The 13,921-nt window shown below is 59.4% G+C and carries 13 protein-coding genes; all 13 read left to right on the top strand.

Going from position 1 to position 13,921, the window contains the following annotated elements; all coding sequences use genetic code 11:
• Window positions 1–65: 65 nt before the first annotated feature.
• The 13 genes from HYZ49_12275 (at window position 66) to HYZ49_12215 (ending at window position 13,864) form a co-directional block, all read left to right on the top strand.
• Complete coding sequence (locus tag HYZ49_12275) at window positions 66–2,954, top strand: MFS transporter (GenBank protein MBI3243060.1); 2,889 nt, start codon at window positions 66–68, stop codon at window positions 2,952–2,954.
• A 9-nt stretch (window positions 2,955–2,963) separates the two neighbouring features.
• Window positions 2,964–3,422: a Crp/Fnr family transcriptional regulator gene (locus tag HYZ49_12270; protein ID MBI3243059.1), complete on the top strand. Its 459-nt coding sequence runs from the start codon at window positions 2,964–2,966 to the stop codon at window positions 3,420–3,422.
• Window positions 3,419–4,669: a SpoIIE family protein phosphatase gene (locus HYZ49_12265; protein ID MBI3243058.1), complete on the top strand. Its 1,251-nt coding sequence runs from the start codon at window positions 3,419–3,421 to the stop codon at window positions 4,667–4,669. Before HYZ49_12270 ends, HYZ49_12265 begins: the two co-directional genes overlap by 4 nt.
• A 27-nt stretch (window positions 4,670–4,696) precedes the next feature.
• On the top strand, window positions 4,697–5,095 hold the full coding sequence (locus HYZ49_12260) for an STAS domain-containing protein (GenBank protein ID MBI3243057.1): 399 nt from the start codon (window positions 4,697–4,699) through the stop codon (window positions 5,093–5,095).
• A gap of 214 nt (window positions 5,096–5,309) precedes the next feature.
• Entirely contained in the window at window positions 5,310–5,912 is a 603-nt protein-coding gene (locus HYZ49_12255) for an HD domain-containing protein (GenBank protein MBI3243056.1), read from the top strand.
• Between the two features lie 289 nt (window positions 5,913–6,201).
• On the top strand, window positions 6,202–7,251 hold the full coding sequence (locus HYZ49_12250) for an enoyl-CoA hydratase/isomerase family protein (GenBank protein ID MBI3243055.1): 1,050 nt from the start codon (window positions 6,202–6,204) through the stop codon (window positions 7,249–7,251).
• A gap of 12 nt (window positions 7,252–7,263) precedes the next feature.
• Window positions 7,264–8,430: a 2-hydroxyacyl-CoA dehydratase gene (locus HYZ49_12245; protein ID MBI3243054.1), complete on the top strand. Its 1,167-nt coding sequence runs from the start codon at window positions 7,264–7,266 to the stop codon at window positions 8,428–8,430.
• A 101-nt stretch (window positions 8,431–8,531) separates the two neighbouring features.
• Window positions 8,532–9,821 (top strand): 2-hydroxyacyl-CoA dehydratase, encoded by a 1,290-nt coding sequence (locus tag HYZ49_12240; GenBank protein MBI3243053.1) that lies wholly within the window; start codon window positions 8,532–8,534, stop codon window positions 9,819–9,821.
• Window positions 9,822–9,890: 69 nt separating this feature from the next.
• Window positions 9,891–10,709, top strand: a complete 819-nt coding sequence (locus tag HYZ49_12235) for a 2-hydroxyglutaryl-CoA dehydratase (protein MBI3243052.1) — start codon at window positions 9,891–9,893, stop codon at window positions 10,707–10,709.
• A 7-nt stretch (window positions 10,710–10,716) separates the two neighbouring features.
• The gene (locus HYZ49_12230; protein MBI3243051.1) at window positions 10,717–11,418 is read left to right on the top strand and encodes a 2-hydroxyglutaryl-CoA dehydratase; all 702 of its coding nucleotides are present in this window, start codon (window positions 10,717–10,719) and stop codon (window positions 11,416–11,418) included.
• Between the two features lie 219 nt (window positions 11,419–11,637).
• On the top strand, window positions 11,638–12,042 hold the full coding sequence (locus tag HYZ49_12225; GenBank protein ID MBI3243050.1) for a hypothetical protein: 405 nt from the start codon (window positions 11,638–11,640) through the stop codon (window positions 12,040–12,042).
• On the top strand, window positions 12,039–12,815 hold the full coding sequence (locus tag HYZ49_12220) for an enoyl-CoA hydratase/isomerase family protein (protein ID MBI3243049.1): 777 nt from the start codon (window positions 12,039–12,041) through the stop codon (window positions 12,813–12,815). The genes HYZ49_12225 and HYZ49_12220 overlap by 4 nt, the downstream gene beginning before the upstream one ends.
• Window positions 12,812–13,864, top strand: coding sequence for a zinc-binding dehydrogenase (locus HYZ49_12215; GenBank protein MBI3243048.1), 1,053 nt, complete (start codon window positions 12,812–12,814; stop codon window positions 13,862–13,864). Before HYZ49_12220 ends, HYZ49_12215 begins: the two co-directional genes overlap by 4 nt.
• Window positions 13,865–13,921: the final 57 nt, after the last annotated feature.

Here is a 13,921-nt window from a genome sequence, read left to right as displayed (position 1 = left end):
GCCTCGGCTATTCCCCTTATACTTTCAACCGTCGCCCTCTGGCAATCACTCGCCGCTCAACTTGAATGATCAACACCCCCGCCTTGCGTCCCGGCAGTCGGCTTCAGTCCTTCCTCAGCGTCCAGCCTGGCGAGGGTGCGCGAGTGCTGGTGATGATCCTTTATTCGGCGGCGGCCATCGGCGGCGTGCTCACTGTTGGCACCACTGTTTCGGATACGCTGTTCATCAGCGCGCTGCCGGCCTCGGCCTTCGCCTACATGCTCATCCTGCCGGCCATCTCCATCATTCCGGCCCTCCTGCTCTACAACCGCATTGCCGCCCGCTTTCGCCTGGAGCGCGTGATCGTCGTCTCCAACGTTTTGTTGCTCGGCGGCCTGGCCGCTTTCCGATTCTTGTTGGCGACCCCGGCCGGCAAGAGCTTTGCCGTGCTGGCCGCGCTCTACCTTTTTGTCGAAGTCGCGTACACCCTGGTCATCCTTCAATTCTGGAGTCTGGCCGGGCTGGTTTTCAACCCGCGTGAAGCCAGGCGCCTCTTTGGCCTGATCACCGCCGGCGGCACGTTCGCCAATATCGTCGCCGGACTTTCGCTCGCGGCGGTTGTCAATCTCATCGGCGTCGAAAATTTGTTGTGGCTGGTGGTGATGGCGCTGGCGGTGTGCATCGTTTGCGTCTGGAGGCTGAAACGCTGGGTGCGTCAACCGGCCAGTAAAGCGGCTGCCCGGTCCCACAAAAAACAAAAGAGTCTTTTGCAAGACCTGCGGGCCATCCGGCAAACGCCGCTTCTGGTCGTCATCGGTTGCCTCACCCTGCTGGTCTCGTTGCTGATCAACATCGGCGGCTACGAATTCTGGTTGTCTCTGCAAATCAACTTTGCCGGGCGGGCCAGGGAGTTGGCAACTTACCTCGGCGCGTTTCACTTCATCGGCGGCCTGGCCGGGTTCGTCGTGCAGTCTTACCTCAGCGGGCGGATCATGAATCGCTTCGGCATCTTTGCCGCTCTGGCCTTCCTGCCGGTCAGCATGGCCCTCGGCGGCGGCCTCAGTCTGCTCGCCGGCGGCGCGTTGTGGGCCATGACCATCCTGCGCATCTCCGATCCCATCTTTCGGCGCACTATCAACAGCGCCGCTCTGAACGTGCTTTACCTGCCAACGCCCGAAGGCCTGCGTGAGCGAGCCAAAGAACTTTTCGAGGGCCTCTATGCCGCCGCCTTTGGCCTGGCGGGCGTCGTCGCCCTCTTCCTGCAAAACATCCCCGGCTGGAATTTTCTCTATTATTCGATCCCGCTGCTGGCGCTGTCTCTGGCCTGGCTGGCCCTGCTTCCCTGGGCGCGCCGCCACTACACAGCCGCTCTGGCCGCCAGCCTCAAGCGCCGCGTGCTCGACCTGGAAGGAGCCACCATTAACATTTCAGATGAAACCACCGTGCGGGTGTTGATTGACGCGCTTCGCCATCCGGACGAATCCTACGTCGTTCACGCCCTGCAGTTGATCTCCGGGGCGCCCGCCGTGAACTGGGACGTCCACGTGGCTCCCCTCCTTCAGCACCCCTCGCCGGCCGTGCGCATCAAAGCCGCTCAGCATTTGGGGCGGCCCGGCAACGACGAATACGCTCACGCCATCTCGACCTTGCTTCTCAACACCGACGATCAAGATGTGCGCGCCGCGGCCATCGAATCGCTTTATACGATCATGGTAGACCCCGACACCGGCTCGGCCACCGTTTCCTATATTGCCCCGTTTCTCAACGATCCCTACCCTCGTATCAAAAGCACAGCCATTGTCGGCCTTCTTAAATATGGCGACCCTTACAGCGCCAACAAAGCCGCCGCCGAACTCAAGCGCCTGGCGGCCAGCGAAGACAAAACGGCCAAACAGGAAGCCGCCCGCGTCATCGGCCTCTCGACCTCAACCGCCGAACTGCAAGCCCTCCTCGTCCCGCTTTTTGACGACGACAACCTCGAAGTCCGGCTGAGCGCCATCCGCGCCGCCAGCGCCCTGAACAACCGCGACTTGCTCCCACACCTGCTTCGCAAGCTCAACGACAAGTCCACGACGGCGGCTGCGGTTGAAGCGCTGGCGAAGTATCGCGATGAAATTGAATCAGACTTGAGCGCCGTGCTGGATGGCTCAACTTCCGAGGCGGCCAGCCAGGTGCCGCGCGTTTTGCAAGAGCGCCGCACCCGCTCTGCCGCCGAGGCCTTGCTCACCCATTTCTACGTGGCCGACGATGCAGTGCGGAGTGAGGTCTACCGGGCGCTGGCCCGCCTGCGCGCCGACGGGCTGGAGTTTTATTTGTCGGAGTCGGATTTGCGCGAGGCCATCGCCGGCGAGCTTCGCGGCGGCTATATGTGGGTTGTGATCCGCGCCGACCTGGGCCAGGAAGGCCTGGATTTGTTGCTGAGCGAGGCCGTTCAAACCCGCCTGAGCCGCGCCATTGATCGTGTCTTCTATTTGCTCAACCTGCTGTATCCTAACTACACCCAACAGATACAGCGTGTGCGGCAGGCCCTGGAAGCCGGGCCGGGCAACACCCGGGCGCTGGCGGTTGAACTGCTCGACACACTGAGCGCCGCCGGGCCTGTCAAAGAGCTTCTGTTGCCGCTGGTCGAAGCGCCCGCCGAAAAATTGCTGGACATTGCCGGCAAACGATTTGGAATCGAACGCCGCCCGTCGCTACAACGCTTGCGCGAACTGGCCGAAGGGCCTGATTTGTGGTTGCGGGCTTGCGCCGTGTTTCGCATCGGCGTTTTGAAGCAGGCCGAGCTTGCCGGTTGTGTGCTGGCCGCCCTCGCCTCGGAAGATGCGCTTTTGCGTGAGACGGCTCTGGCCGCCAGCCGGTTGCTGTTCGACGCCGGGCGTTACCATGAGTTGCTGGCCGCCCACGCGCAAGACGGCTCACCCGTCGTCAGTCGCTACGTTCAATCCCAAATCCAAAATCTAAAATTCGAAGCCTAAAATCCCGCCATGTCACTCTCAACCATTGAACGCATTCTCTTCCTCAAAAGTGCAGAGCTTTTCAACCAGATCGCCAGCGAAGACCTGGCGGCGGTGGCGCTGGTGGCGCAAGAGGCTCACTTCAGCGCCGGCGAGACTCTGATTCAACAGGGCGACCCCGGCGACTGCCTCTACATTATTGTGGACGGCGAAGCCAGCATCAACATTCGTGGCGTAGGGCCGGTGGCAACGCGGCAGGCCAAAAGCAGTATTGGCGAGATGGGCATCGTCTCGCGCAACCCGCGCACAGCCGATTGCGTGGCTCTGACGGAGGTGACAGCCCTCAAAATTGATCAGGATGATTTCTGGGAACTGCTGGCCGAGAAGCCGCCGCTGGCGCTGGGCGTGATCAAGGCGCTCTCACAACGGTTGGATGAGGCGGTGGCAAACTTGCAAAAGTTGAGTCCCAGGCCGGGGAGCGAGGCATGAGCCAGAGTTCTCAAGAACTGGCCCTCAGCCAGGTGCCGTTGTTCGCAACGTTGCCTCAAAGCGAGATCAGCTATCTGGCCGAGACTTTACAGGCCGCAGAAGTTCAGCCGGGCACAGTGCTCTTTCACGAGGGTGAATATGGAGATCGTTTCTACATTGTGTACAACGGCCAGATCGAAATTATCAAGGCTCTGGGGACAGCCGACGAGCGCCTGGTGGGCGTGCGCGGTTCCGGCGAGTACGTGGGTGAGATGAGTCTGTTTAATCGCGACGGCCTGCGCACCGCCAGCGCCCGAGCGCGCGCCGCCACTCAAGTGCTGGAAATGACTCGGGCCGATTTCGACTCCCTGCTGAACCGGCAGCCGACACTGGCTTACGAAATGGTACGGGTGCTGAGCATGCGTCTGCACGAGGCGCACAACACGACCATTCGCGACTTGCACGAGAAGAATCGGCAGATCACCGAGGCTTACGAGTCGTTGAAGGCGGCGCAGGCCCAGCTTGTGGAGAAGGAGAAGCTGGAGCACGAACTTCATGTTGCCCGCGAGGTGCAGGCCGCCCTGCTTCCTCGGGCCACGCCGCGCCTGGCCGGCTGGGAATTTGCCGCGCGCTGGCAACCGGCGCGCAATGTGAGCGGTGATTACTATGATTTTATTCCGCTCTCGCGCGGGCCGGGCTGGGGCTTCGTCATTGCCGACGTGTCTGGCAAGGGCATGCCTGCCGCCTTGTTCATGGCCCTGACGCGCAGTATCGTCCGCGCCAGCGTAGTCGGCGCCGCTTTGCCGGCCGACGGCATCAACCGGGCCAACCAGTTGATCTGCGCTGACTCTGGCCAGGGTATGTTCGTCACCCTCTTCTATGCCTGCCTCGACCCGGCAACGGGCGACCTGACTTACGTGAATGCCGGCCACAATCCCCCCTGGCTGTATCGCGCTGAAGGTGATCAATGGCTCGAATTGACCCGCACCGGAATGGCGCTGGGGATGTTTAAGGCGAACGTTCTGACGCAGAACACATTGCGCCTCAATGCCGGCGATTTTATTTTCATGTATACTGACGGCCTGACCGACGTCACCAACGTTGAAGGGGAGAAATTTGGCGCAGAGCAATTGTTACAAATCATCACCGAGCATCGTCGCGCACCTCCCGCAGAAATTATCGCCGCCCTGGACGAAACGATCAGCCGCTTTCAAGAAGGCAACACGCTGTTCGACGACATCACCCTGGTGATCGCAAAACGCATCTAATCCCTCAATTGCTCAAGGAGAAAACTCATGGAGATCACTGTTTCGCAGAAGCAAGGCCGGGTTCCCGTCACCGTCTTCCATATTAAGGGCGACGTTGACACGACCACGTATGAGCAACTGCAGGCCCAGGCCCGGCAAGCATTTGAGTCTGGCACGCGCAACCTCCTGCTCGACCTGGCGGAAGTTCCCTATGTCAGTAGCGCCGGGATCCGCGCTCTCAACAATATGTTCAACCTGTTGCGGGCAGATACCCCTGAGGAGAGCGACGAGGCGATAGGAAAAGGTTTGCGGGATGGCACCTTCAAATCGCCTCATCTCAAACTGCTTAACCCCACTTCTCGTGTAACCGGGGTGCTAAGCGTAGCCGGCGTAGATATGTTTCTGGAGACGCACCATGATCTCCAGGCCGCTATCGCCTCATTTTAAGACACGAACATCGCAAGACGCTTCCGGCTCGAACGGCGTCGGGGCCGCCCCGCCCTCTCGACAAGCCGGCGATGAACTTGCAGGCTTGAACTGACGACCTGGGTGCTGAATTGAGGTTGTTGTTCATGCCTGCCTTATGGCATTGGGTGAATTGTGCGCTACGACACATTCTTGCCAGCCAAACCCCCTACAATACTTTTCATAGGATGCGACTTTGACCCAAGCCAACTTTGAAGGGGCCAGACAGTATGCTTTGAGGCGTTTGCAACAAGAGCTTTTGCCCAAATTCGTCTATCACTCGCTATGGCACACACAAGACGAAGTTCTGCCGGCCTCGGAGCAGTTGGCCGCGCTGGAGGCTGTAGCCGCCGATGACTTGCTTTTGCTTCGCACTGCGGCGCTCTTTCATGATGTTGGCTTTACGGTAAGACGGGCCGGCCATGAAGAAGCCGGCAGGCAAATTGCCGCCGAAGTTTTGCCGGGCTTTGGCTATCATCCGTCGCAAATTGCCGTCATCGGCGGCATCATCATCGCCACCAAATTGCCGCAATCGCCGCACACCCGGCTGGAAGAGATCATCGCCGATGCCGACCTTGACGTGCTGGGCCGCGAAGACTTTATGCTCCGCAACCAGGTTTTGCGCGAGGAACTGGCGGCCTTTGGCTCAATAACGACCGACAGACAGTGGCTTAGTACCCAGCTCAAATTTCTGAAAAACCACCACTACTTCACAGCCGCGGCACGCTCGCTCCGTGACGGCCAGAAAAAGAAAAACGTCGAAGCCCTCAACCAATTGCTGGCCTGTCTCCCAGGCTAACACGGCCTGGCTACCGCCATTAATCTTCACCGCCAACCTAATACCAGTCCTTGTGCCTGAAATCACTAAGTTGACAAAGCGATTTTTCGTGTTAGACTAAATATGTCTCACTTTTTTGACGAAGTGATGAAAGAATGACATATTTTCTCAAACGAGGCATCTGTGCCTGTCAATTTGTCGCCCAAACTACCGCAGAGAAATCTAAAGAGCCAGTCTAAAAATAGACTGGCTCTTTTATTTACGAGTAAAACCATCAATATTCTCTTGTTTGTTAAAGGCCGGGGAGCATATGAATACGTTGATCGCCGAACGAACTGACTTCGCCGAGATTCTTTACGAGAAACGTGATTGGGTTGCGCGGATCACGTTGAACCGCCCGCAGGCGTACAACGCCTACAGCACCGCCACCCTCGCCGAACTGGCCGCCGCTTTTCGTCAGGCATCGTTCGACGACGAAGTGGCCGTCATCGTTTATACCGGCGCGGGCGACCGGGCCTTTTGCACTGGCGGCGACGTAAAAGAGTATGCGGCCAAATATACGCGCTCGCCGCGAGACTACTGGAAGTACATGGGCCTGTTCAGCGCCTACATCGAAAGCATCTTAAACACCGGCAAGCCGGTGATCGCCCGGCTGAACGGCATGGCCGTGGGCGGCGGCAATGAGAGCCATCTGGCTTGCGATTTGTCCATCATCGCCGAGCACGCTTACGTGGGTCAGGTTGGAACAGGCGTTGGCAGTGTGGCGGCGGGTGGGGCCACGCAGTGGCTACCCATGTTCGTCGGCGACCGCCGGGCGCGATATATGTTGATGACCAATCGCCGCGTCCCGGCCTATCAAGCACTGGAGTGGGGACTCGTCAACGAGGTTGTGCCGTCGTTGAAGAAAGATGGAACGTTTATCACCAGAGCCACCCCCGAACAAATCGTCAAGGCCCAGAAGGGGCAAGACGGCTACAGCATTGATCTCACCAGGTTGGACGAGGCAGTGAATGCCCTGTGCGAGGAATTGATCCAGAAGTTCCCGGAGTGCACGCGATACACCAAGCAACAGGTCAACTTCTGGAAGGACTTCGCCTGGCATCAGACAATCGGCCACGCCCGCGACTGGCTATCAATCCATTACACCTCGTGGGAGCCGATGGAGGGGATGAACGCCTTTGTGGAGAAACGTCCGGCTGACTACGTCAAACTCCGGCAGAAGGCGGCGGCGGGCGAGTCGTCGGAGTTTATGTGGGGGCCGTTTGCGCGGGAGTGCGCGAGGTGCGGCACAAAATATTTGCCGGATGAGTTCGAGTATTGCGGCAAGTGCGGCGCGGCATTAAACGGCCACAGTGAGTAGGAGACCTGTCGAATGGCTATACGAGTATTGGACGGCAAACCTTACAGTTCTTTAGAGGACGCTCTTTATATGTGCCGGGAGTTGGTGGAAGACCCGGACTTTCCGACGGTGAAGCGCTGGCGGGAGGCGGGCGGAAAAGTGGTGGGGCACTTTCAGGTGTACTTCCCGGAAGAGATTGCCCACGCCGCCGGGATGTTGCCGCTCAAAATGCGCGGGGCGCAAATTGAGGCCCGGCAGGCTGAGGCGCGGTTCGGTTCGTACCTGTGCTCGATTTTGAAGACCTCACTTGAACTTGCTCTGAGTGATCGCGTCAAGCTGGACATGTTCGTCTCCCACCCCATTTGCGACGCCGCCCGCAACCTGGCGGCGGTTTGGGGCCGCAACTTCTCTTACCCTTGCCAGATTCTTTACCTGCCGCAGAACGCGAACTCCAGACACTCGGCCCAGTATTTGCGTGACGAGTACAACCGGCTCAAGCGCGACATTGAAACCATCGCCGGTCGGGCCGTCACTGATGACGATTTGCGGAATTCCATCGCCGTCTTCAACGAAAATCGGCGGCTCCTGCACCGGCTTTACGCGATTAAGCGCGAAACGCCGTGGCTACTTTCGGCGGATGAGGCCTATGTGTTGATGTCGGTGGGCGGGCTGATCCCGCGCGAAGAGCACAACGAATTGCTTAGAGCTGTCATTCCGCAAATTGAGGCCCGCACCGCCAAACCGCAAGACCGCATTCGAGTCGTGTTCGAGGGCGGCTTCTGCGAGCAACCGCCGCTCGACTTACTGCGGGTCATCGCCCAATCCTGTTACGTGGTGGACGACGATTTGCTGATTGGCTTACGCTACATTTTGGAAGATGTGCCGACGGAGGGCGACCCGCTTCTCAATCTGGCTGAGGCTTATCTGGAGAAATCGTCGTACAGCCCGGTGCAACACGACCTGCGGAAGCCGAAAGAAGTGATGTTGCTCAAGCGGGTGAAAGAAGCAAACGCCAGCGCGGCCATTATTACGGCGGCCAAGATGTGCGAGCCGGGGCTGGACGAGCAGGTCGCTTACGCGAAAGCGTTGGACGAGGCAGGCATTCCTTACTTCGTCAGCGAATTTGAAGAGAGCATGACCAGCTTCGATCATCTGCAAATTCAGCTTGAGACGTTTGTGGAGAATTTGCTGTTTGCGTAAGGGCTGACAAGGTGACATGGTGAAGGGATGACAAGATGAATCGAAATTCATCCTGTCACCTTGTCATCCGATCATCTTGTCATTCAGCGAGGAGATGACCAATGAGTGAAGGGCAAATCGCAGAAAGCATTGTCGGGCGCGGGGCCAAAGAAGGGGCGCAGTTGTTCCGCGAGTGGTTTCAAACGCTGACCGAAGCGCCGGAGCGGGGCGAGAAGGCGGCTTATGTGTTCGTGATGGGGAGCATGGCCGAAGTGCTTCGCACCTTTGACTTTCACACCGTCTTCCCGGAGATCAACGCCTTGCAAACGGCGGTGCGGCGCGTGGCCCACGAATACCTCAACACCGCCGAAGATTATGGCTACTCGCCCGACATTTGCGGCTACGTGAAAGCCGACGTCGCTATGCAACTTCGCGGCGGCGAGCACCCGATGGGGCGAATACCAAAACCGTCGCTGGCCGTGTACACCAACGCCTGCAACACGTACGTCAAGTGGGCGGAGATTTGGGAGCGCATGTACCACATTCCGATCTTCACCCTGGACGTGCCGGGAAGCCGGGCGGCTGGCACGCAAACCTGGCCCGGCCACCCCGACTTTGAGAATGACAAACGCTACGTGGCGGCTCAACTCAAAGAATTGATCACTTTGTGCGAGGAAGTGTCGGGCAAAAAGTTCGACATTGACAAATTGCGGGAGGTGTTAGGCCACGCCAACGACATGAGCCGGGCCTGGAAGCGGGTTCTGGAATTGAACCAGAGCACGCCGGCTGTGTTCAACGCCGTCACCGACGGCACGGTGTATCTGGGAATGTCCAACGGCTTTCGGGGCACGGCGGCGGGCAGCGCCTACTTCAAGCGCGTCGTTGAAGAGATGGAATACAAATCGGCGCACGGCCTCGGCACCCTGCACGATGAAAAGTATCGCCTGATCTTCGTCGGCGTGCCGTGCTATCCGATCTTCCGGCGGTTCAACGAGATGTTCGCCGAATGGGGCGGGGCGTTTGTCAGTTCGACTTACCTCTGGTTCGCCTCGGGCGGCACCAATTTGGGCTACGAATACGATTTGAGCCGCCCGCTGGACAGTTTGGCCGAGGGCGTGCTCATCAGCGTCCGGCACGCGATGGACAGCATGTTCTTTCAGGACCAGACGTTGATTGACATGGTCGGGCCGTACAAAGTGGACGGCGTCGTCTACCACCCGATCAAATCCTGCCGCACCGTGTCCACCGGTCTGGCCGACAACCGGCGGCGACTGTTGGAAACAACCGACGTAGGCAGTTTATTCATCGAGTCGGACATGATGGACAAACGGGTTGTGTCGGAAGCGCAACTCAAGAATCGGATTGACGCATTTTTTGAAGGGCTGGCGACGCGCAAGCAGTTAGCGGGTTAGGTGGTTGGGTGGTTAGGTAGTTCGCCACCACCTAACCATCTAACAACCCAACAACCCAGGGAGAAGAACATGGCATACGCCGCAGGTGTGGACGTAGGTTCAACGCAGACCAAAGCCGTCATCATCAACGAGAACCGGGAGATCGTGAGCCGGGCGCTGATTGACACCGGGGCCAACGTGGTGCTGGCCGCCGAGAACGCTTACGCCGAAGCGCTCAAGAGCAAAAGTATTGATGAGCGCGAAGTGGAGTACGTCGTCGGCACAGGCTATGGCCGTTACAAGGTGACGTTCGGCGACACGCAGATTACGGAGATTTCCTGTCACGGGCGTGGCGCGGTACACATGTTCCCCCGCACGCGCACGGTGGTGGACATGGGCGGGCAGGACACCAAAGCCATCCGCGTCAGCCCCACCGGCGAGATTGTTGATTTCTGTATGAACGACAAGTGCGCGGCGGGCACCGGGCGGTTTCTGGGCGCGGCGGCGGCGGCCCTGGAAATTCCGCTGGGCGAGTTGGGAGTGGTGGCTTTGCAGGCGGAGAAGGCGGTGAAGATCAGCACCACCTGCACCGTCTTCGCCGAGTCCGAAGTGGTCTCCTGGCTGGGCAAAGGCAAAAAGATTGAGGACATTCTGTTGGGAGTCCATCAGTCCATCGTCTCGCGGTCGCTGGGGTTGATGCGGCGGGTGGGCATCGAGCCGGAGGTGACTTTTACCGGCGGCGTCACCCGCAACATTGGCGTCGTCACCGTCCTCAACGAGATGATCGGCTTTCCGGTGAACGTCAGCGAGGACTCGCATTACATGGGCGCGCTCGGCGCGGCGCTGTTTGCAATGGATCGAATCATGGCTGGCCGCGTCCCGGCAGACGGCGTGGCCGAGAAAGCGTAGGCAAGCAATGAACTACACAGCGGGCATTGACGTTGGCTCGACGTACACCAAAGCCATCATTCTAAGTGAAGACGATCAAATCGTCGGGCGCGGGCTGGTGAAGACCGGCTTCAAGCTCAACGAGGCCGGGGAGCGGGTGCTGGGACAGGCGCTGACCCAGGCCGAGCTTCAACAAACCGATATCACTTACATCGCCAGCACCGGCTATGGCCGTTTTCAAACTGCCATTCGCAACGTCAACGTCACTGACCTAACGGCGACGGCGCGCGGCGCGCGCTTCCTCTTTCCGAACACGATGACGATTCTCGACGTGGGCGGGCAAACGATGAAGGCCAGCCGCCTCGACGAGTCGGGCAAGGTGAAATCGTTCCGCCTCAACGACAAGTGCGCGGCCGGCACCGGCGCGTTTTTGGAAAAGACGGCGCGATACATGGGCTTCAACACCGAAGAGATCGGGCCGCTGGCGGCGACTTCCAAAGCTCTCGTTCCCATCTCCGGTGTGTGCGCCGTGTTCGCCGAGTCGGAAGTAATCAACTGCCTCTCGCAGGGCAGCGCCCCGGCAGACATCATGCAAGGGGCCATCGCCTCTCTCGTGGATCGCTCGGTGCAGTTGATGAAGCGGGTGCAAATGGAACCGGAGTTCACCCTGGTGGGCGGCATTCTGCGTTTTGAGACAATGGCAAAGTGGTGCAGGACAAACTGGGGATGAAGGTAAACGTGCCGGAAGGCGACTCGGTGCAATACGTGGCGGCGCTGGGGGCGGCCCTGCTGGCCAAGCATCGCCTGCACAAACTGAACGAGCAAAGCGCGGCGGAGGAAGATGAGAAGCAGTTAGCGTAGAGTACCCGTCAAAGTTTTTGGTTTCCGGCGATTGAAATCGCGGCAACATAAGGCGAAGTCGCCCTCGGCGACTAAGGAGCGTTTCCCGATGGAAGAAGGCGAACGGGTTCTTGGCAATTGGCCTGTTGACTACATCCCACCGGCTGGCTGGCGGTATCACGGCCAACTTTGCGTCACCGACCGGCGGGTGTTGTTTGCGGCCGAGGTCGCTCGCAGTCAGTTCGAACGAGTCGTCATCGGGCCGGTGGACTGCGAGGCGGTGGCCTATGCGCTTGACCTCGACGCTCCGAACGTGGCTTACGATGGAAGCCACCTGCTCGTTTCAATTCCTGCTTCACAGATCGAGTGCGTGACGGCGGATGACGGGCTGTTCGATCACCGGGTGAGTCTCACCATCAAGAACAACGGCTCGATCCAGCTCTTCGATAAAGGCGTTCTCCCGGTGACGGCAGTCGTTCGAGCCATTCAGGAAGCAACCCACATCACAAAATGACTGAACTGAAATTTGTCGAGTGGCAATCAAGCGACGGGGTGGGCCGCCTCACATTAAAGAGACCGCCGCTCAACGTCGTCAACATCGCCATGCTCCGCGAGATGGACTCGGCGCTCGAAGCCGCCGCCCAGGACTCGACTCTGCGCCTGCTGGTCTTGTGCGCCGAAAAAACGCTACGCATGTTCTCCGCCGGAGTGGACGTGGCCGATCATACCGCCGACAAAGTGGGAGACATGATTCCGCTCTTCGACCGGGTCTGTGTTGCCCTGGCCGACTTCCCGATTCCAACTCTTGCTATCGTTCACGGCCACGCCCTCGGCGGCGGGTGCGAATTGGCTTTGTGTTGCGACCTCATCATTGCGGCAGATGGCGCAAACTTCGGCCAGCCGGAGATCAAATTGGCGACCATCGCACCAATTGCGGCCCTGCGCCTCCCTGGTCTCGTCGGCTACCGCCGCGCGGCGGAGATGCTGTTTATTGGAGACACGGTCAATGCCGTAGAGGCGGCCCGAATTGGGTTGATCAACCGTGCCGTCCCGGCTGGTGAGCTCGATCAAGTCGCCGAGCAATACATCGGCAAACTGCGCGGCTTGAGCGCGGCGGCTCTGCGCGCCGGCAAGCGCGCCGCCCGGCTCGGCGCAGACGGCTGGGCCGCAGAGCGTTTACCGGCGATGGAAAAGCTGTATCTCGAAGACTTGATGTCCACCGCCGACGCAGGCGAAGGTGTGGCCTCGTTCATCGAAAAACGCGCGCCGGTTTGGAGACACAAATGAAAGCCGCCATCTTTCACGGAGCGCATCAGCCACTTGTGATTGAAGAGATTCCCACGCCGACTCCGAAACCGGGCGAGATCGTGGTGAAGGTGGCCGGGTGCGGCGTGTGTCACACTGACCTGCACTTCATCGATCACGGTGTGCCGACCATGAAGAAGCCGCCGCTGGTGCTGGGCCACGAGGCTTCAGGCACAGTGGCTCGAGTCGGCCCCCCCCTCACCCCCCCTGTTATTAACGGGGGGGGAAGGGGGGGGTGGAAAGAGGGCGATCAGATAATTTTGCCTGCTGTGTACGGCTGCGGTCACTGCCGCATGTGCCGCCTCGGGCGCGAGAACGTGTGCGAAAACCTGGCCTTCTTCGGCAGCAGCACTGACGGCGCTTACGCCGAATATGTGCTGGCGCCGGCGGATGTCGCCATTGCCCTCCCGCCCGAAATCCCGCTCGTCGAGGGCGCCATCATCGCCGACGCGACGACGACTCCATTTCATGCCGTCGTCAATCGCGGCCAGGTGAAACCGGGCGACGCTGTCGTCGTCTTTGGGTGCGGCGGCATTGGCTTGAACTGTGTGCAGATCGCGGCGGCGGTGGGCGGGCAAGTGATTGCCGTGGACATCGCCGACCACAAGTTGGACTGGGCAAAGAAACTTGGCGCGAAGACAACGGTCAATCCCAAATCGGTCGAGCGGTTGGACAAAGAACTGCGCCGGTTGACCGGCGGCGGCGCGGACGTGGCCTTTGAGTGCATTGGCAACCCGGCGACGCAAGAGCAAGCCTTCGGCGCCGTGCGAACCGGAGGTCGGTTTGTAGTGGTCGGCTCTTCTGACAAGCCGATGAGTCTCAACACTGGCAAAGTGATGTTCCGCGAGATCGAGATCATCTGCTCACTCGGCTGCCGCACGGTGGATTACCCGCGTGTGCTGGATTTGGCGGCGCAGGGCAAGATCAAAGTGACTGAACTGGTGACGGCCAAATTTCCGCTCGACGAGATCAACACCGCCTTCGACACATTGCGGCGCGGCGAGGGGATTCGGTCGGTCATCGTGCCGTAATCTCCAATCTCTAATTCTCTGATCTCTAGAGATTGGATGATTGGAGAATTGATTGCT

The organism is Chloroflexota bacterium (assembly GCA_016197225.1).
Taxonomy (GTDB): Bacteria; Chloroflexota; Anaerolineae; order Anaerolineales; family VGOW01; genus VGOW01.
Note: the sequence above shows the minus strand (reverse complement) of the source record. Positions and strands in the feature narration are given on the sequence as shown.

Excerpts from the sequence above, each read along its gene's own strand:
- HYZ49_12275 (MBI3243060.1), top strand. The coding sequence starts at position 66 with ATGATCAACACCCCCGCCTTGCGTCCCGGCAGTCGGCTTCAGTCCTTC.
- HYZ49_12270 (MBI3243059.1), top strand. The coding sequence starts at position 2,964 with ATGTCACTCTCAACCATTGAACGCATTCTCTTCCTCAAAAGTGCAGAG.
- HYZ49_12265 (MBI3243058.1), top strand. The coding sequence starts at position 3,419 with ATGAGCCAGAGTTCTCAAGAACTGGCCCTCAGCCAGGTGCCGTTGTTC.
- HYZ49_12260 (MBI3243057.1), top strand. The coding sequence starts at position 4,697 with ATGGAGATCACTGTTTCGCAGAAGCAAGGCCGGGTTCCCGTCACCGTC.
- HYZ49_12250 (MBI3243055.1), top strand. The coding sequence starts at position 6,202 with ATGAATACGTTGATCGCCGAACGAACTGACTTCGCCGAGATTCTTTAC.
- HYZ49_12245 (MBI3243054.1), top strand. The coding sequence starts at position 7,264 with ATGGCTATACGAGTATTGGACGGCAAACCTTACAGTTCTTTAGAGGAC.
- HYZ49_12240 (MBI3243053.1), top strand. The coding sequence starts at position 8,532 with ATGAGTGAAGGGCAAATCGCAGAAAGCATTGTCGGGCGCGGGGCCAAA.
- HYZ49_12235 (MBI3243052.1), top strand. The coding sequence starts at position 9,891 with ATGGCATACGCCGCAGGTGTGGACGTAGGTTCAACGCAGACCAAAGCC.
- HYZ49_12230 (MBI3243051.1), top strand. The coding sequence starts at position 10,717 with ATGAACTACACAGCGGGCATTGACGTTGGCTCGACGTACACCAAAGCC.
- HYZ49_12225 (MBI3243050.1), top strand. The coding sequence starts at position 11,638 with ATGGAAGAAGGCGAACGGGTTCTTGGCAATTGGCCTGTTGACTACATC.
- HYZ49_12220 (MBI3243049.1), top strand. The coding sequence starts at position 12,039 with ATGACTGAACTGAAATTTGTCGAGTGGCAATCAAGCGACGGGGTGGGC.
- HYZ49_12215 (MBI3243048.1), top strand. The coding sequence starts at position 12,812 with ATGAAAGCCGCCATCTTTCACGGAGCGCATCAGCCACTTGTGATTGAA.